Here is an 18853-nt window from a genome sequence, read left to right on the forward strand (position 1 = left end):
GCCCGCCCACACGCGCCAGGCGCAAGCGCCTGGCTGTCAAGCGGGCCATTCGGCGCAGCAGTAACTACCGCCAAACCACATTATCGGCGTGATGCTCTGGGGTCTTTAAAACCCCGGAGAACATCACGTGCCACCCACCGAATACAACCCATCCTATTCAGTCGACGCCCTGATCGCCCAGCAACTGCCTGACTGGTTGACCGGCGCCGACACAACGCACCTGCAAGCCTACGGCAAGGCCTTGGGTGCACAACAACAGGCAGCGGACAGGCTTCGCCATCTGCTCGAAAGAATCCCTCGCCTCGAAGACTTCGCCCTGCCCCTGCTCGAACGCGCGCTGCGTGAGCAGAGAGTGGGGCATATCGACGCGCGACGGGGTCACGTGGTCGTGAGCGAAGAGTTCCAACTACCTTCGGCCGCAGAGCATTTCTACAAGCCGACCGTAATCCATAGCACACGACAAACCCTGCTGGCTGCCGCCCTGCATAACTTCGAAGCACACGAAGCTGAACCGTGGCTGTTGCGTAAAGCGCATCTGGAAAACGAGAAAGGCGAAAAGCTGGCCATGACCTTCGAGCAATTCGTTCGCCTGTGCCGCTCGCTGGATCTGGGCGGCAAGTATCAGGTGCTGCTCAAGACAGTGCTCGAACCCAAGGCTGGGCGTGGCCAGCCGGGCGATCAGGCGCGCACGACAATAAGGCACCTGTTTGAAACCGGCGTACGAACGCGCATGCAAGCAGCGGTTTACGAGGCCAGGTTCAAGCGGCAACTGGATGAGCGGGATCTGCTTCGGCTGCGGTCGATGCTGGAACCCCCTGCGCTCGCAACCTATGGCAAAGGCACGCTGACACCTCGCCAACTCTATCTGCTCGGCAAGTGCGTGACGGGGGTCATCACTCTCGAATGGCGCCCTGCCTTGGCTGCCGACATCGACGAGATCATCGTCTGGATACCCGATGCCCCCGGGCAAAGCCTGTGCTTTTACGACAGTTGGAACGATGTGTACACCGACCTGGCCACTCGCCTCAAACACCAGCCATTCCGCAGGTTTTTCAAGCGTTTCATCAAGGCGCGGGACACAAGCGCTTTCGACAAGGAACTTGCACAACGGCTGTTAGCGTCGCCTGGAGCAAAGAAACTGCAGCTCGACGGGCGAAACCTGCCCATAGAGGGGGATGTGTTCGCACATGTACGAGCGCTTTTGCTCGGACGAATGTTCGATGATGCAGCCTACCTGGCTGTGCCCACGGACGTCGAAGACCGCCTGAGCAGACATCAGCGCTTGCAGGGCATGCTCAGTGCCGGGTTGGACCTGCTGGGGCTGGCAGCTCTGGTCGTACCGGTATTGGGAGACCTGCTGCTGGTCGTCAGCGCGGCGCAATTGCTCGATGAAGTCTACGAAGGCTACCAGGACTGGCAGCTAGGTGATCGCCAGGGTGCACTGGACCACTTGTTCAACGTAGCCCAGGGCCTGGCGACCACAGGCCTGACTGCAGGTGCGCTGCATACGCTGCGACGAATACCTTTTGTCGACAGGCTTGCGCCAACGGTGTTGCCCGGCCGCGGCGTAAGGCTGACCAGAAACCTCCGCTACCTGCCTGCCGAGGAAAATGTCTCGGTATTATTGGAAGGCCTGCAAGGGGAGCACTTTGCCGACACGTTGTCAGACCATGGCCGGATGCTTCTGCAGGTCACAGGCCTGTCCGTGGACCAGCTGCGCCGACTTTGCCTGGAGAACGCTCCACCACCCGCGCGGCTGCTAGACATCCACGACCGGATCAAGCTGCACCAGCAGGATCCGACCCTGAAAGGGGTGGCCGTCGAGCAGAAACTTCAGGCATGGCAAACACCGCTATCCATCGACCAGGCCAAGCTGATCGGCGCCTTTCGGGGGCTGTCGCCAAGGGGCGCCCAGGAAGTCATCGACCATTGCAGTAGCGCCCAGATAGAACAGTTGCATGCTTCCGGGCGGATACCACTGAGCATGGCGCAACATGCACGATGGTATGAACATGCCAGCCGTATTGACCGAGCTTGTCTCGGCTTGCGCCTACAGAACCTGGCCAACACCGATAGCGAAATACTGGCGCTACGCCTCATCGAGCGGGAAGCCCCGTGGCCAGACTCAGTACGGGTCGAATTACGCCACGGCGGCCCGGAGGGATTACAGATATTCGCCAGCCAGAGCGAGACCGCGCAGAAGGTGCGCACCATTGTCAAAGATGAGCAAGGCTACGCCCTGGCTGGCGAAGAAACCCAGGGCAAGTCCTTGCTGGCAGCGCTCCTGCGGTGCCTGGACGACGAGCAGAAAACCCGGTTGGGGAACCGCAACCTGCAGCTCAGGGAACTGCGCGACAAACTGGCCATGGCAGCCGAACAGGATCGCGACTCCACGGCTAGCCTGCTCGACCTGCCCGGCATCCGCGCAACTATCAGGCCGCCCCGGCGTTTCGCCGACGGCAGGCTGGCCTATACACTCAGCGGTGGTGGTGAAAGCAGCCAAAGCGCTATTCGTCGAGGGATCCATCAAATATTCCCCACACTCTCCGAACTGCAACTGGACGCTTACCTCGAAGCAGTCCGCCAGCGCGGGGAGAGCTTGTGGGACCATTACCAGGCGCTGCAACGCCAGCTTGCCGACCTGCGCGAAACACTTCGGGTCTGGCAGGCCGGTTGGCAATCTCCGATCGACGCCATTCGCAGACGCCGGGTAGCCGATACCCTTCGCCGCAGTTGGCGGCGCAAACTGGTGGACGGCAACGACCAATATGAACTGACCATAGACGGCGAGCACATCGATGCCTTGCCAGACCTGCCGGAGGGTGTGGAATACCGACACGTGCGCCGGCTGACGTTACGCAACATGCGCCTGCAGCAGATCGATGCGCGCTTCCTAAGGCTGTTCCCCAACGTCGTGGACCTGGACCTGAGCGGCAACCAGCTGACATTGGTTCCCGAGGGCATCGAGGGCCTCAGCCAGCTACGGCGCTTGAACCTGAGCAACAACCTGATTGCGATGGACGCAGCAGGTAGCAGCCGCCTGGCTCAGTTGCAGCGGCTGGATACCCTGATACTCAATTACAACCCCCTCAACGGTATGCCCGACCTCTCGGCCTTGCCACATGTGCGGGACCTGCGCCTGCGAGCAACGGGCCAGGCGGATATTGGCCTGGTCCACCAGAGCGTAGCGCTACGCGCCCATATCGACTTGCGCGACAACAGAATCAGCGAGTTGCAGCGCGAGATGCGCGGCTTGCGCCTTCGCCTGCAAAGGCTGAACCTGCATGACAATCCGTTGAGCGAAGGCAGCATCGAGTATCTGGACGAAGCACAGGGTGCCAGCGAAACAGGCGCCCGAGGCAGCGCGTCGTATGCCCACGAGCCAATAGATGAAGAAACCCGTGCAACCTGGGTAGCGTCCAGAAACGAGCTCCTCCGTGCAGAACGGGAGGCAGCCTGGGACCGCATGAGCGAGGAGCCGGGCTCTGGAGGCCTGTTCAGATTCCTGGCCGACTTTGCCCAGAGCGAAGACTTCGAGGCCCATCCGCGGCATTATCGACGCCGTCTCTGGCATATCCTCGAAGCCTGCGAAAACAATGAAGCGTTACGCGAGCAGTTGTTTCGCGAGGCCGACGGGCCGCGTACCTGCGAGGACCGCCTGTTGCTGCTGCTCAACCAGATGGAAGTGGGCGTGCTGGCCTTCCAGGGCATCGAAGGGGTGCCAGCGGAAATGAGAGAGAGCCACCTGCTGTATCTGGGCGGCCAGTTGCACCGCCTGGACCTGCTTGACGATATTGCCAACCGGCATATCCAGGCCCTGCGCGAAGCAGGACGCAGAGTAGATGAAATCGAAGTTCGGCTTTTCTATCGCCTGCGGCTGACAGGGCCACTTGACTTGCCAGCACCACCGGATGAGATGCACTTCGCATCATTCGCCCACGTGACAACGCGGGATCTGAATGCAGCAGAAATAGAAGTACTGCAAAGCTACAGCACCTTGTCGATGCTGGACGCGCTTGCAGGCCGCCCTTACTGGCAGAACTACCTGCGAGAAACCTATGTTGACCGTTTCGAGGCGACCGCAAGGCCTTATCACGAGCGAATGGAAGCGCTCGAGGCACGGGCCGTGGCCGGCCAGGAAGCGGGCTATGAAGACCAGGCCAGGGTTTTGATGCGCGAACTTGCCGCCGAGGAGTCAGTGCTGATACGCACCCTCACTACCGAGGCCTGGGCGCGCTGGAACCAGACGCCGAAAGAGCGGCTCATGCCCCACTGACCAGGCTGGCAGCACTGCGATCAGGCTCAGCATGGCAGCGGTCCTGATCGCTCGTGCATTGCGATGCAGGGTTGGCAAATCCGTTCGGATTTCCGAACGATTAACCGCTATTCATTCGGTATGGCGAATGAAACTTACCGTCACACGATGAGTGCGAAAGGTTGATTCCCAATGAATTCGAGGCGTTATGATCAATGCCAGAGCTTGGCACGACTCATGCTCTACACTTGGTAGCCGAATGCAATCGTTTATTTCTGTATTCGTTGAACGAAGAGTCCGCCAACGGCTCCATAAAAAAAACAAACACGTCGAGGAAAATTTGATGCGCATCGTTCGTCAATTGCTGGGCGCCGCCATCGCGGCCGCCGTAATCGCTTCGCCGGCCATGGCCGAAGAACTGACCGGCACCCTGAAGAAGATCAAGGATTCGGGCACCATCACCCTGGGCCACCGCGACTCCTCCATCCCGTTTTCCTACCTGGCCGGCAAGCCCGAGCCCGTGGGCTACTCGCATGACATCCAGATGGCTGTCGTCGACGCCCTGAAGAAGCAGCTGGGCACGGACATCAAGGTCCGCTACAACCTCGTCACCTCCCAGACCCGCATCCCGCTGGTGCAGAACGGCACCGTAGACCTCGAGTGCGGCTCCACCACCAACAACGTCGAGCGCCAGCAGCAGGTCGGCTTCTCGGTCGGTATCTTCGAAGTCGGTACCCGCCTGCTGACTAAGGTCAAGGACGGTCAGCCGGCATACAAGGACTTCCCGGACCTGGCCGGCAAGAACGTGGTAACCACCGCAGGTACCACCTCCGAGCGCATCCTCAAGGCGATGAACGCCGACAAGCAGATGAAGATGAACGTGATTTCCGCCAAGGACCACGGTGAAGCCTTCAACATGCTCGAAAGCGGCCGCGCCGTGGCCTTCATGATGGACGACGCCCTGCTCGCCGGCGAAATGGCCAAGGCTCGCAAACCGTCGGACTGGGTCATCACCGGTACCCCGCAGTCCTACGAGATCTACGGCTGCATGGTGCGCAAGGATGACGCGGCCTTCAAGAAAGCGGTCGATGACGCCATCGTCGGCTACTTCAAGTCGGGCGAAGTCAACAAGAGCTACGACAAATGGTTCCAACAGCCAATCCCGCCGAAGGGTCTGAACCTGCAGTTCCCGATGAGCGACGAGCTGAAGAAACTGATCGCCGAGCCGACCGACAAGGCTGCGGACGAGAAAAAGTCCTGACCACCAGCCCATGGCCTGTTGCGCTGCAAAGCGCGAATTAAACCTGCAGGCCACCCGTTAGTGTCTAACCTTTCATCCGAGGGCTTATGCCCTCGGATGTTGGAAGGTGCCCGTGAAACAACCGTCTGAGGGGAAATCCCGATGAATTACAACTGGGACTGGGGCGTGTTCTTCAAGTCCACCGGCGTGGGCAGCGAAACCTATCTGGACTGGTACGTCACCGGCCTGGGCTGGACCATCGCCATCGCCATCTCCGCCTGGGTCATCGCCTTGCTGCTGGGCTCGGTCCTCGGTGTCATGCGCACCGTGCCGAACCGTTTGGTATCGGGTATCGCCACCGCTTATGTGGAGCTGTTCCGCAACGTACCGCTGCTGGTGCAGCTGTTCATCTGGTACTTCCTGGTGCCAGACCTGTTGCCAGAAGGCCTGCAGGAATGGTTCAAGCAGGACCTCAACCCGACCACCTCGGCGCTGATCAGCGTGGTCATCTGCCTGGGCCTGTTCACTGCCGCCCGCGTGTGCGAGCAGGTGCGTACCGGCATCCAGGCGCTGCCCCGCGGCCAGGAAGCCGCCGCCCGCGCCATGGGCTTCAGCCTGTCGCAGATCTACACCAACGTGCTGCTGCCACAAGCCTACCGGATCATCATTCCGCCGCTCACCTCGGAATTCCTGAACGTGTTCAAGAACTCGTCGGTGGCGTCGCTGATCGGCCTGATGGAACTGCTGGCACAAACCAAGCAGACCGCTGAGTTCTCGGCGAACCTGTTCGAGGCCTTCACCTTGGCCACGCTGATCTACTTCACCCTGAACATGGGCCTGATGCTGCTGATGCGCATGGTCGAGAAAAAAGTCTCGGTGCCCGGCCTGATTTCCGTAGGGGGCAAATAAATGGATATGGATTTCAGCGAAATCATCCCGGCCCTGCCTGCCCTTTGGGAAGGCATGGTCATGACCCTGCAGCTGATGATAATGGGCGTGGTTGGCGGCATTGTACTAGGGACCATCCTGGCCCTGATGCGCCTGTCGTCGAGCAAGCTGCTGTCGAACGTGGCCGGCGCCTACGTCAACTACTTCCGCTCGATCCCGCTGCTGCTGGTAATCACCTGGTTCTACCTAGCGGTACCATTCGTGCTGCGCTGGATTACCGGCGAGGACACCCCGGTAGGTGCTTTCACCTCCTGCGTGGTGGCATTCATGATGTTCGAGGCCGCGTACTTCTGCGAAATCGTCCGCGCCGGCGTGCAGTCGATCTCCAAAGGCCAGATGGGCGCCGCCCAGGCCCTGGGCATGACCTACGGCCAGACCATGCGCCTGATCATCTTGCCCCAGGCCTTCCGCAAGATGACGCCGCTGCTTTTGCAGCAGAGCATCATCCTGTTCCAGGACACCTCGCTGGTCTACACCGTGGGCCTGGTGGACTTCCTCAACTCGGCACGCTCCAACGGCGACATCATCGGGCGCTCCCATGAGTTCCTGATCTTCGCCGGTGTCGTGTACTTCCTCATCAGCTTCTCCGCTTCGTGGCTGGTCAAGCGCCTGCAAAAAAGGATCGCCGTATGATTTCCATCAAGAACGTAAACAAGTGGTACGGGGACTTCCAGGTACTGACCGACTGCAGCACCGAGGTCAAGAAGGGTGAAGTGGTGGTGGTCTGCGGCCCGTCGGGCTCGGGCAAGTCCACCCTGATCAAGTGCGTCAACGCCCTGGAGCCGTTCCAGAAAGGTGACATCGTGGTCGACGGCACCTCGATCGCCGACCCCAAGACCAACCTGCCCAAGCTGCGTTCGCGCGTTGGCATGGTGTTCCAGCACTTCGAGCTGTTCCCGCACCTGACCATCACCGAGAACCTGACCATCGCCCAGCGCAAGGTGCTTGGCCGCAGCGAAGCAGAAGCGACCAAGAAGGGCCTGGCCCTGCTCGACCGCGTCGGCCTCGGTGCCCACGCCAAGAAGCACCCCGGCCAGCTGTCCGGCGGCCAGCAGCAGCGCGTGGCCATCGCCCGCGCCTTGTCGATGGACCCGATCGTCATGCTGTTCGACGAACCGACCTCGGCACTGGACCCGGAAATGGTCAACGAAGTACTGGACGTGATGGTCGAGCTGGCCCACGAAGGCATGACCATGATGTGCGTGACCCACGAAATGGGCTTCGCCCGCAAGGTGGCCAACCGCGTGATTTTCATGGACAAGGGCAACATCATCGAGGATTGCCAGAAGGAAGACTTCTTCGGCAACCCGAGTGCCCGCCACGAACGTACCCAGCACTTCCTCAGCAAGATCCTGCAACACTGATTTTGCTTCACTGAAGCGGTCGGCGCCGCTGCCCTTCGGGCAGCAGGCGCTGGTCGTGACAAGGCCACTGTGATGAAATGCGATCCTTCGCTTCTTCTCCCTGCCAAGCCTGCCGTGAAATCCCGCCTGCTCCGCCAATTGCTGTTACCGCCACTGATCATCCTGCTGATGGTCGGCCTGGGAATGGCTGGCTACCTGATCAGCGAGAGCAGCGGCATCCGCACCCTCAGCGAAAACGGCGAGCGCCAGCTGGAGCTGCACGCGCGCACGGTCGAGAGCGAAATCAGCAAGTACACCTACCTGCCGAGCCTGCTGGAGCTGGAAGACAGCGTCTCGCATCTGCTCACCGACCCTGACGGCGGCTCGCGGCAGACTGTCAACGAATACCTCGAAGGCCTGAACCGGCGCAGCCGCAGCCGGGCCATCTTCGTCCTCGACACCAACGGCCGTGTCCAGGCTACCAGCAACTGGCGCGATGCCGACTCGTTCCTCGGCGAGGACCTGTCGTTCCGGGCCTACTTCCAGACTGCCGTGCGCGGCGAACCCGGGCGTTTCTACGGTATCGGCAGTACAACCGGCGAGGCCGGCTATTACCTGGCCCACGGCCTGGAGGAGCATGGCAAGATCATTGGCGTGGCGGTGATCAAAGTGCGCCTGGACACCCTCGAGGAGCGCTGGCAGCGTGCCCGCCTGGAGGCGTTCGTCAGCGACGAGAACGGCATCATCATCCTCTCCAGCGACCCTGCCCGGCGCCTGAAGTCGGTACGCCCGCTGACCCCGCAGATCAAGGAGCGCCTGGCTCGCAGCCTGCAGTACTACTGGTGGCCGCTGAACGAACTGCAGCCGCTGGCACGGGAGACCCTGGCCGATGGTGTGGAAAAGCTGACCTTCCCGGCCAACAGCGAAACCGCACAGGGCAAGGCCCGCGAAATGGCCTACCTGGCCCAGACCCGGCGCCTGGTCGACACGCCCTGGCATTTCACCCTGCTGACCCCACTGCAGGACCTGCGCCGCGAATCCATGGTACAGGGCATCCTGGTGGGCGTGGCCTTCGCCTTGTTGGCGATCCTCGGCATCGCCTGGAACGAACGGCGCAAGGTCATCGCCACTCGCCTGGCAGCCCGCGAGGCCCTGCAGGAAGCCAACAGCCAGCTGGAGCGACGGATTACCGAACGCACGGCCGACCTGCGTGCCAGCAATGAACGCCTGAAGGGCCAGATTCGCGAGCGCCGGCATGCCGAGCAGACCCTGCGCCACGCCCAGGACGAACTGGTACAGGCCGGCAAGCTGGCCGCCATCGGGCAGATGTCCACCAGCATTGCCCACGAACTGAACCAACCGCTGGCCGCGCTGCGTACGTTGTCCGGCAACACCGTGCGCTTCCTCGAACGCGGGGCGCTGGAAACCGCCAGCACCAACCTGCGTACCATGAACGACCTGATCGACCGCATGGGCCGAATCACCGCCAGCCTGCGCTCGTTCGCCCGACGCAGCGACGACAGTGGCCAGGCTTCGCTGGCCAAGGCGGTGGACGCTACCTTGCAGGTGCTGGCCAACCGCATCAGCGCCTGCCACCTGCAGTTGCACAATCAGTTCGAGGACCAGCAGCTTGCCATCGACCAGACCCGCCTGGAGCAGATCCTGGTCAACCTGATCGGCAACGCCCTGGATGCCATGGCCGCCCAACCGCTGCCGCAACTGTGGCTGGAGGGCGAGCTGCAGGGCGACAAGTACCGTTTGCAGGTGCGCGACAATGGCCACGGCATCGACGCCGAGGCGCGCAAGCACCTGTTCGAACCTTTCTTCACCACCAAGCCGGGCGAACACGGCCTGGGCCTGGGCCTGACCCTGTCGGCGAGCCTTGCCGCCGCCGCCAAGGGCAGCCTCAACGTCGAGCATCCCGCCAGCGGCGGTACGGCCTTCGTCCTGGCCCTGCCCCTGGTCTCACCCCCTAGCGAATCGGCAGAGCACCCATGAACCAAGCGCCTCTTACCGTCCTGATCGTCGAAGACGACCCGCATGTGCTGCTCGGCTGCCAACAGGCGCTGGCCCTGGAAGACATCGCCTGTGAAGGTGTGGGCAGCGCCGAGCAGGCGCTGGAGCGCATCGGCGACGACTTCGCCGGCATCGTCGTCAGCGATATACGCCTGCCGGGCATCGATGGCCTGGAGCTGCTCAACCGCCTCAAGGCCCGCGACCGCAGCCTGCCGGTGGTACTGATCACCGGCCACGGCGATATCGACATGGCGGTGGGCGCCATGCGCAATGGCGCCTACGACTTCATGGAAAAACCCTTCTCCCCGGAGCGCCTGGTCGACGTGGTGCGCCGCGCCCTCGAACAGCGCGGGCTGTCGCGCGAAGTGGTGGCCCTGCGCCGCCAGTTGGCGGAGCAAAGCAGCCTGGAGGGGCGCATCATTGGCCGTTCGCCGGCCATGGAGCACCTGCGCGAGCTCATCGCCAACGTCGCCGATACCTCGGCCAACGTGCTGATCGAAGGCGAAACCGGTACCGGCAAGGAACTGGTCGCCCGCTGCCTGCACGACTTCAGCCGTCGTCAGGGCCAGCCGTTCGTGGCACTTAACTGTGGCGGCTTGCCGGAAAACCTGTTCGAAAGCGAGATTTTCGGCCACGAGGCCAACGCCTTCACCGGTGCCGGCAAACGCCGCATCGGCAAGATCGAACACGCCAACGGCGGCACGCTGTTCCTCGACGAAGTGGAGAGCATGCCGATCAACCTGCAGATCAAGCTGTTGCGCGTGCTGCAGGAGCGCACCCTGGAGCGGCTGGGCTCGAACCAGAGCATTCCGGTGGACTGCCGGGTGATCGCCGCCACCAAGTCTGACCTGGATGCCATGGGCCAGAGTGGCCAGTTCCGCAGCGACCTGTATTACCGGCTGAACGTGGTGACACTGGAGCTGCCGCCGCTGCGCGAGCGCCGCGAAGATATCCTGCAGCTGTTCGAACACTTCCTGCAGCAGTCGGCCCTGCGCTTCGACCGTGAAACACCTGCGCTGGACAGCCAGACCCTGTCGCGCCTGATGGCCCACGACTGGCCGGGCAACGTGCGTGAACTGCGCAACGTCGCCGAACGCTATGCCCTCGGCCTGCCTGCGTTCAAGAAAGGCCCCAGCGGTGGTGCCAGCCAAGGCTTGGGCTTTGCCGAGGCGGTGGAAGCGTTCGAGCGCAACCTGCTCAGCGATGCCCTGCAACGTACTGGTGGCAACCTGAGCCAGGCCAGCCAGGAGCTGGGCATGGCCAAGACCACGCTGTTCGACAAAGTGAAGAAATACGGCCTCGGCTGACCTCAACCCAACCTGGAAAGACAACGTGGACCTGGTATTCAAAGCTGCCCTGGGTGCTGGTGTGGTGGTGCTGCTGGCGGTGCTGTCGAAGACACGCAATTACTACATCGCCGGGCTGGTGCCGCTGTTCCCCACCTTCGCCCTGATTGCCCACTACATTGTCGGCAAGGGGCGCAGCATTGCCGACCTGAAGACCACCATCCTGTTCGGCATGTGGTCGATCATTCCGTATTTCGTGTACCTGGCGACCTTGTATGTACTGGTTGACCGCATGCGCCTTGAGGCATCGCTGGCGTTGGCCACGGTAGCCTGGCTGATGGCGGCGACCGTGCTGGTGACCTTGTGGGTGCGGATTCACTGAGTTGCATCGGCGTAGACTTCTTCGCGGGCACGCCCGCTCCCACAGGTATTGCACATGATTGAAAGCGGGTGCATTCCCTGTGGGAGCGGGCGCGCCCGCGAAGAGGCCAACGCCGATTCAGAGCCCTGCGATATGCGTGACATCCTGCCGATGTGCCTGCAGGTAGGGCAACACCGCCCCCAGCAACGGCGCCTTGAACGGCTCCTGGAAGCGGTGCGCCAACCCCGGTATCAAGCGCAGCTGGCTGCCCTGGATATGCGCCGCCAAGTGCACGCCATGCATCACCGGCAGCAACGGGTCGGCCGTGCCATGCACTACCAGGGTCGGCACCCGCAACTGGTTAAGCAACTCGACCCTGCTCGGTTCGGCCAGTATCGCCATGATCTGGCGCTTGGCCCCTTCAGGGTTGAACGCCCGGTCGTAGGCCACGGCCGCTTGCTGCAGCAAGGCCGCACGGTCGTCACGCACCTCGGGGCTACCCAGCGCCGCCAGCAGATCAGCCTGCTGCTCGATGGCCACTTCGCGGTTCGGCGCGCTGCGCCGGGCCAGCAACTGCACCAGCGCAGGATCCGGCGCCGGCAACCCCGCCGCCCCTGAACTGGACATGACCAGCGTCAGGCTGCGCACGCGCTCGGGCGCCATGGCAGCCAGGTGCTGGGCAATCATGCCGCCCATGCTCACCCCCAGCACATGAAACTGGCGCACGCCCAACGCATCCATCAAGCGCAGGCCATCGTCCGCCATGTCGGTCAGCGTATAGGGCGCAGCCACCGACAGGCCCAGCTTGTAGCGCAGCAGTTCGACCGTCAGGTTGGCCGTCGGTGGCAACTGGTTCCAGCGTGACAGGCCGACATCGCGGTTGTCATAGCGGATCACCCGAAAGCCCTGGCGGCACAACGCTTCGACCACGTCGTCCGGCCAGTGGATCAGCTGCCCTCCAAGGCCCATCACCAGCAGCAAGGCCGGGTCGCGTGGCGCACCGACGCTCTGGTAGACAAGGCTGACCGCGCCCAGCTCGGCACGCTGCACCGGCACGTGGGCGTCACAACGCTGTTCAGCGAAACTTGCAGGTACGCCGAATACAAAGAAAAGAAAAAGCCAAAAAGCCCGCATGAAAGAAACACCAGAATGCAGATCCCCAGTAGAGCGCGAGTCTGATGAATTCTGTTCGGGCGCGCTGCCACAGTTCAGTGACAGTTTGATGACTCCCGCCAGGCGGTGCGGCGGTACGCCCAGTCGACAGGCGCGGCAACATGAGGGAAACTCAACTCATTCCCTGTTTCCTCAAGTCCACACACCGGAGTCAGCTGTGCTGGAGATCCGTCACCTGAAAACCCTTCATGCCCTGCGCGAGGCCGACAGCCTCGTGGAGGCTGCCGAGCGCCTGCACCTGACTCAGTCGGCGCTGTCGCACCAGTTCAAGGAACTGGAAGAACGCCTGGGCCTGCCGCTGTTCGTGCGCAAGACCAAGCCGATCCGCTTCACCAGCGCCGGGTTGCGTCTGCTGCAACTGGCCGATGCCACCCTGCCGCTGCTGCGCGGCGCCGAACGTGACATCGCGCGCCTGGCCGGCGGCACCGCCGGTCGTCTGCACATGGCCATCGAATGCCACAGCTGCTTCCAGTGGCTAATGCCGACCATCGACCAGTTCCGTGATGCCTGGCCGGAGGTGGAGCTGGACCTGGCCTCCGGCTTTGCCTTCGCACCACTGCCGGCCCTGGCCCGCGGCGACCTCGACCTGGTGGTGACCTCCGACCCGCTGGACCTGGCGGGCATCACCTACGTGCCTCTGTTCACCTACGAGGCAATGCTGGCGGTGGCCAACCAGCATCCGTTGGCCAGCAAGCCCTACATCGTGCCGCAGGACCTGCTCGACCAGACCCTCATCACCTACCCGGTGGAGCGCGACCGCCTGGACATCTTCACCCGCTTCCTGGAGCCAGCCGACATCGAGCCCGCCGCCGTGCGCACATCGGAGCTGACGGTGATGATGATGCAACTTGTGGCCAGTGGCCGTGGCGTGTGCGGCATGCCGCACTGGGCGCTGCACGAGTACAGTTCGCGCGGGTATGTGAAGGGCAAGCGCCTGGGTGAGAAAGGCCTGTTCGCCACGCTTTATGCCGCCGTGCGCACCGACATGCTCGATGCGCCATATATGCGCGACTTCTTGCTCACGGCCAAGGACACCTCGTTCGCCACCCTCGATGGCGTCAGCGCGGTGCGCTGACGGCCTGGCGGTATAGCGGCAGGATCAGGTCGCGGGTCAGGGGTGCAAGCTGCATGGCGGGTGCCTGGTCTGCGGCCAGCCACACCACCTCCTCGATCTCCGCGGCCGGCAGCACGGCTGCGGCGCTGTCGACTCGGAACAGTTCGGCTTGTACCTCGAAGCCCGGCTCGTTGGCGGCCGGGGCGCTGAACTGGCCCAGGTGCACGGCCTGGGCCGGGTCGATGTGCAGGCCCAGCTCCTCATGCAGCTCTCGCACCAGCGCCTGCACGGGTGTTTCGCCAGCATCGATCTTGCCGCCGGGCTGCATGAAAGCCTGGGTGCCGCGTTTGCGTACCAGCAGGGTTCGGCCTTGGGGGTCGATCAGCATGGCCGCGGCGATGCGGATGGTGTTGGGCATGGGGGGCTCACCTGAATCAATGGCCGGGGAGGATCCCATGGGGTTCCTGGCCTGACAAGGCCAGTGTTTCCTGTGCCGGCCCTTTCGCGGGCGCGCCCGCTCCCACAAGCCCTCCACAGCTCTTGAAAGCAACGCAGTACCTGTTGGAGCGGGCATGCCCGCGAAAGGGCCGGCACAGGATATAGCCGACCGGCCAGACGAACGGCCCCTTGCCAACCCGTCCCACACCCTCCATAACCAACACATGAACCTGCCCGCCAAACACCACCCGGTGCTCGAGCTGTTCCACCCCGCCGTGCGCACCTGGTTCCGTCGCCACTTCGCCACGGTGACCGATGCCCAGGCCCAGGCCTGGCCGTTGACCCATGCGGGCAAGTCGATGCTGCTAGCCGCACCGACCGGCTCGGGCAAGACCCTCAGTGCGTTCCTGGCCGTGCTCGACGAACTGTTCCGCCAAGGCCTGGAGCACCAAGGCGAGCTACCAGCGCAAACCCAGGTGGTCTACGTTTCGCCACTCAAGGCGCTGTCCAACGATATCCGCCTGAACCTGCAAGCCCCGCTCGAAGGCATCAGCCAGGCCATCGCGGACCAGGGCCTGAACGCCCCGCGCATCACCACGGCCGTGCGCAGCGGCGACACCCCGCAGAAGGAGCGTGCCGCCATGCGCAAGCTGGCGCCGCACATCCTGGTGACCACCCCCGAATCGCTCTACGTGCTGATGGGCTCGGCTTCTGGCCGTAAAGGCCTGGCCAGCGTGCACACGGTAATCGTCGACGAAATCCATGCCCTGGCAGGCAACAAGCGCGGCGCCCACCTGGCACTCACCCTGGAGCGCCTGCAGGCCCTGTGCAACCGGCCGTTGCGGCGCATCGGCCTGTCGGCCACGCAACGCCCGGTCGAGCGAGTGGCGCAATTTCTGGTCGGCAACGGCCGCCCCTGCGCAATCGTCGATGTCGGCCATGCTCGGCAGCGCGACCTGGCCATCGAGGTGCCGCCAGTGCCACTGGGTGCAGTGATGGCCACCGATGTCTGGGGCCTGGTCTATGACCGCCTGGCCACCCTGGCGCGCGAACACCGCACCACCCTGGTGTTCGTCAACACCCGGCGACTGGCCGAGCGCATCACCCGCCACCTCAGCGACCGGCTGGGCAAGGAGGCGGTTGCCGCGCACCACGGCAGCCTGGCCAAGGAACTACGCCTGGATGCCGAACAACGCCTGAAGAATGGCCAGTTGCAGGTGCTGGTGGCCACTGCATCGCTGGAGCTGGGTATCGATATCGGCGACATCGATCTGGTCTGCCAGATCGCTTCACCAGGTTCGATAGCGGCCTTTCTGCAGCGGGTCGGCCGCGCCGGCCACCAGGTCGATGGCGTGCCAAAGGGCCGCTTGTTCCCGACCTCGCGCGATGACCTGATCGAATGCGTGGCCCTGCTCGACTGCATACGCCGGGGCGAGCTGGATGAACTGCACATTCCCCGGGCGCCGCTGGACGTGCTGGCCCAGCAGATCGTCGCCGAAGCCAGCAACCAGCCCTGGCACGAACAAGCCCTGTTCGACTGCCTGCGCCAGGCCACGCCCTATGCCGAACTCGACCAGCAACATTACCAGGCCCTGCTGCGCATGCTCGCCGAGGGCTACAACGGCCGCCAGGGCGTGCGCAGTGCCTATCTGCACCGCGATGCGGTGAGCGGCACCCTGCGTGGCCGCCGCGGCAGCCAGCTGACCGCCCTGACCAGCGGCGGCACAATCCCCGACAACGCCGACTACGCCGTGCTGCTCGAACCGCAGGCGCTGAACATCGGCAGCGTCAACGAAGACTTCGCCGTAGAAAGCATCGCCGGCGACATCTTCCAGCTTGGCAATGCCTCCTATCGCATCCTGCGCGTCGAACCGGGCCGGGTGCGGGTGGAGGATGCCCATGGCCTGCCACCGACCATTCCATTCTGGCTGGGCGAGGCGCCGGGGCGCAGCGACGAGCTGTCCGCCGCGGTGGCCCGGCTGCAGGCGCAGATCGACCAACAGCTGGCTGACAACAACCAGGCCGAGGTGCTGGCATGGTTGCAGGCCACCTTCGAACTGAGGAAAGACGCCGCCGGCCAGTTGCTCGACTACCTGGCCCGCACCCGCGAAGTGCTTGGTGCCCTGCCCTCGCAGGACACGCTGGTGATGGAGCGCTTCTTCGATGAGTCCGGCGGTACCCAGTTGATCATCCATTCGCCCTACGGCAGCCGCATCAACCGCGCCTGGGGCCTGGCCCTGCGCAAGCGCTTCTGCCGCACCTTCAACTTCGAGTTGCAGGCGGCGGCCAGCGAGGACGCCATCGTGCTGTCGCTGTCCTCCAGCCACAGCTTCGAACTGGACGACGTGTGGCGTTACCTGAATAGCCGCAACGCCGAGTCGATCCTTGTCCAGGCACTGCTCGATGCGCCGCTGTTCGGCGTGCGCTGGCGCTGGAACGCCAGCGTGACCATGGCCTTGCCGCGCTTTGTCGGCGGTCGCAAGGTGGCGCCACAGATCCAGCGGATGAAGAGTGAAGACCTGATTGCCGCCGTGTTCCCCGACCAGATCGCCTGCCTGGAGAACATCGTCGGCGAGCGGCAGATTCCCGATCATCCGCTGGTCGAGCAAACCCTCGACGACTGCCTGCACGAGGCGATGGACAGCGAAGGCTGGCTAGCACTTTTGCGGCGCATGGAAAGCGGCACGGTACGCCTGCTGTGCCGCGATCTGCCCGCCCCTTCGCCGTTGGCGGCGGCCATCCTCAATGCACGGCCATATGCCTTCCTGGATGACGCGCCACTGGAAGAGCGTCGCACACAGGCAGTGCTCAACCGGCGCTGGAACGAGGTGCAGAACGGCGACGACCTGGGCGCGCTGGACGCCGATGCGATTGCCGCCGTGGCGGCCGAAGCCTGGCCGCAGCCGGGCAACGCCGACGAAATGCATGAAGCGTTGATGGGCCTGGGTGTCATCAGCCAGGACGAAGTGCAGGGCAATGCCGGCTGGGAGCTGCTGCTCAGACAATTGGCCAAGGCTGGCCGGGCCTTGCGCCTGGTGGATGAAAAACTGTGGCTGGCACGCGAGCGGTCGAGTCTGCTGCAGGTGCTGTATCCCGGCTCCCGGCTGGAACCTGCGTTGCAGGTACTGCCAGGCTTCGATCAGGCCATCGAGCCGGACATTGCGCTGGTCGAACTGTTGCGAGCCCGCCTGAGCGGCCATGGCCCGCTGACCCGCGCGCAGATTGCGGTAGCACTTGGCAAACCGCCGCAAGCCATCGAACAGGCCCTGGCCCACCTGGAGACCGAAGGCTATGTGCTGCGTGGGCATTTCAGCCCCGGCGCAAGCGAACTGCAATGGTGCGAACGCCATCTGCTTGCGCGCATCCACCGCTACACGGTCAAACGCCTGCGCCGGGAGATCGAGCCGGTCAGCCTGCAGGACTTCATGCGCTTTCTGTTCGACTGGCAGCACCTGGCTGACGACACGCGCCTGCGCGGCCCGCAAGCCGTGGCCGAGGTACTAGGCCAGTTACAAGGATTCCCGAGTGCCGCCGGAGCATGGGAGGCCGAACTGCTGCCAGCACGTATCAAGGACTACAGCCCGAACTGGCTCGACGATGCCTGCCGTAGCGGGCAGTTCGCCTGGAGCCGGCTGGCGGCGACCGTGTCGAGCAACACCTTGTCGAGCACACCGCTGGTGCTGCTGCCACGCGAGCATCTTGGGTTGTGGCGCAGCCTTGCCCCCGTGCCAACCCTGGATAGCCTCGGCGCACGGGCACAACGCGTCCACGAGGTGCTGAACGCGCATGGCGCGCTGTTCTTCGACGAGCTGGCACACGACGCCCACCTACTACCCAGCGAACTGGAGACGGCCTTGCAAGAGCTGGTAGGCGCAGGCCTGGTGGGGGCCGACAGCTTCACCGGCCTGCGCAGCCTGATCACCCCGGCGGCGAAACGCACATCGCGCAACAGCCGACGCGGCCACCCGCCGCTGTCCAGCAGCATGTCCCATGCCGGGCGCTGGGCCTTGCTGCGCAGGGGCACTGTAGACGACAGCCAGCGCCTGGAGCACATCGCCCGGGCCCTGCTTCGGCGCTATGGCGTGGTGTGCTGGCGCCTGCTGGAGCGCGAAAGCGATGTGCTGCCGCCCTGGCGCGAACTGCTGCGCTGCTATCACCGGCTGGAAGCGCGTGGCGAGATTCGTGGCGGGCGTTTCATTGCCGGGCTGGCCGGCGAACAGTTCGCCTTGCCTGAGGCGGTGGGGCTGCTGCGGCAGGTGCGGCGGCGTGAATTGGACGGGGCATTGGTGGTGGTGAGTGCCAGTGACCCACTGAACCTGGTCGGGTCGTTGCTGCCGGGGGCGAAAGTGCCGGCGGTGAGTGGCAACCGCCTGCTGTACCGCGACGGGGTGCCAGTGGCGATGCGGGTGGCAGGGCACTATTCGTACCTGGTCGAAGCGCCGGCACAAGAGCAGGAAAGCTGGCGGCAGAAGCTGCTGCGCGACACTATCTGAATCCCTCGTTGCTGACTTCAGGGCATGCACAGCACCTGTAGGAGCAGCCTTGTGCTGCGAAGAGGCCATTATTGCCGAAGACAATCTGTTTCCCTACTGGCCTCTTCGCAGCACAAGGCTGCTCCTACAAAAGCCCGTGTTGGCCTGAAGACTATCGCCAGGCTCTGCGAGAATGATTTTCGCTACCCCGATTTTAATTTGCACAGCCGAGCAACTTGGCTATGGTCGGGGTTTGCCCCAGGCCCT

General features: G+C 63.6%; 12 protein-coding genes. 10 read left to right on the plus strand and 2 right to left on the minus strand.

Annotated elements, in window-relative coordinates; all coding sequences use genetic code 11:
- Positions 1-127 precede the first annotated feature (127 nt).
- From AC2T3R_RS20675 to AC2T3R_RS20710, 8 genes are all read left to right on the plus strand, one after another.
- Positions 128-4276 (plus strand): NEL-type E3 ubiquitin ligase domain-containing protein, encoded by a 4149-nt coding sequence (locus AC2T3R_RS20675; protein WP_486744199.1) that lies wholly within the window; start codon positions 128-130, stop codon positions 4274-4276.
- 322 nt (positions 4277-4598) lie between these two features.
- On the plus strand, positions 4599-5516 hold the full coding sequence (locus AC2T3R_RS20680) for a glutamate/aspartate ABC transporter substrate-binding protein (RefSeq protein WP_013973968.1): 918 nt from the start codon (positions 4599-4601) through the stop codon (positions 5514-5516).
- A 141-nt stretch (positions 5517-5657) separates the two neighbouring features.
- Positions 5658-6404 (plus strand): amino acid ABC transporter permease, encoded by a 747-nt coding sequence (locus AC2T3R_RS20685; RefSeq protein WP_015271574.1) that lies wholly within the window; start codon positions 5658-5660, stop codon positions 6402-6404.
- Positions 6405-7076: an amino acid ABC transporter permease gene (locus AC2T3R_RS20690; protein WP_013973970.1), complete on the plus strand. Its 672-nt coding sequence runs from the start codon at positions 6405-6407 to the stop codon at positions 7074-7076.
- Positions 7073-7807, plus strand: a complete 735-nt coding sequence (locus AC2T3R_RS20695) for an amino acid ABC transporter ATP-binding protein (RefSeq protein ID WP_015271575.1) — start codon at positions 7073-7075, stop codon at positions 7805-7807. Before AC2T3R_RS20690 ends, AC2T3R_RS20695 begins: the two co-directional genes overlap by 4 nt.
- Positions 7808-7879: 72 nt before the next feature.
- Entirely contained in the window at positions 7880-9784 is a 1905-nt protein-coding gene (gene aauS, locus AC2T3R_RS20700) for a two-component sensor histidine kinase AauS (RefSeq protein WP_015271576.1), read from the plus strand.
- A complete protein-coding gene (gene aauR / locus AC2T3R_RS20705; protein WP_013973972.1) occupies positions 9781-11109 on the plus strand; it encodes a two-component response regulator AauR in 1329 nt (442 codons plus the stop codon). The genes aauS and aauR overlap by 4 nt, the downstream gene beginning before the upstream one ends.
- A gap of 25 nt (positions 11110-11134) precedes the next feature.
- Positions 11135-11470, plus strand: a complete 336-nt coding sequence (locus tag AC2T3R_RS20710; protein WP_486744200.1) for a GlpM family protein — start codon at positions 11135-11137, stop codon at positions 11468-11470.
- 117 nt (positions 11471-11587) lie between these two features.
- Here AC2T3R_RS20710 and AC2T3R_RS20715 read toward each other — a convergent pair whose 3' ends face one another.
- The gene (locus tag AC2T3R_RS20715) at positions 11588-12583 is read right to left on the minus strand and encodes an alpha/beta fold hydrolase (protein ID WP_024087669.1); all 996 of its coding nucleotides are present in this window, start codon (positions 12581-12583) and stop codon (positions 11588-11590) included.
- 196 nt (positions 12584-12779) lie between these two features.
- Between AC2T3R_RS20715 and metR the strand changes: the two genes are divergently transcribed.
- Positions 12780-13697, plus strand: coding sequence for a transcriptional regulator MetR (gene metR / locus AC2T3R_RS20720; protein ID WP_003258025.1), 918 nt, complete (start codon positions 12780-12782; stop codon positions 13695-13697).
- Here metR and AC2T3R_RS20725 read toward each other — a convergent pair.
- Positions 13681-14094 carry an NUDIX hydrolase gene (locus AC2T3R_RS20725; protein ID WP_486744201.1) on the minus strand — a complete coding sequence of 138 codons (414 nt, stop codon included), beginning with the start codon at positions 14092-14094 and terminating at the stop codon, positions 13681-13683. The genes metR and AC2T3R_RS20725 overlap by 17 nt on opposite strands.
- A gap of 244 nt (positions 14095-14338) precedes the next feature.
- On the opposite strand from AC2T3R_RS20725, the gene AC2T3R_RS20730 reads away from it, so the two are divergent.
- Positions 14339-18607 (plus strand): DEAD/DEAH box helicase, encoded by a 4269-nt coding sequence (locus AC2T3R_RS20730; protein WP_486744202.1) that lies wholly within the window; start codon positions 14339-14341, stop codon positions 18605-18607.
- The last annotated feature ends 246 nt before the right edge of the window (positions 18608-18853 follow it).

The organism is Pseudomonas sp. PVC-5-1 (assembly GCF_057444345.1).

What these genes read in the sequence shown, in the direction of transcription:
- aauR (WP_013973972.1), top strand. Translation starts at nt 9,781, where the DNA reads ATGAACCAAGCGCCTCTTACCGTCCTGATCGTCGAAGACGACCCGCAT.
- AC2T3R_RS20695 (WP_015271575.1), top strand. Translation starts at nt 7,073, where the DNA reads ATGATTTCCATCAAGAACGTAAACAAGTGGTACGGGGACTTCCAGGTA.
- AC2T3R_RS20730 (WP_486744202.1), top strand. Translation starts at nt 14,339, where the DNA reads ATGAACCTGCCCGCCAAACACCACCCGGTGCTCGAGCTGTTCCACCCC.
- AC2T3R_RS20685 (WP_015271574.1), top strand. Translation starts at nt 5,658, where the DNA reads ATGAATTACAACTGGGACTGGGGCGTGTTCTTCAAGTCCACCGGCGTG.
- aauS (WP_015271576.1), top strand. Translation starts at nt 7,880, where the DNA reads ATGAAATGCGATCCTTCGCTTCTTCTCCCTGCCAAGCCTGCCGTGAAA.
- AC2T3R_RS20680 (WP_013973968.1), top strand. Translation starts at nt 4,599, where the DNA reads ATGCGCATCGTTCGTCAATTGCTGGGCGCCGCCATCGCGGCCGCCGTA.
- AC2T3R_RS20690 (WP_013973970.1), top strand. Translation starts at nt 6,405, where the DNA reads ATGGATATGGATTTCAGCGAAATCATCCCGGCCCTGCCTGCCCTTTGG.
- AC2T3R_RS20715 (WP_024087669.1), bottom strand. Translation starts at nt 12,583, where the DNA reads ATGCGGGCTTTTTGGCTTTTTCTTTTCTTTGTATTCGGCGTACCTGCA.
- AC2T3R_RS20725 (WP_486744201.1), bottom strand. Translation starts at nt 14,094, where the DNA reads ATGCCCAACACCATCCGCATCGCCGCGGCCATGCTGATCGACCCCCAA.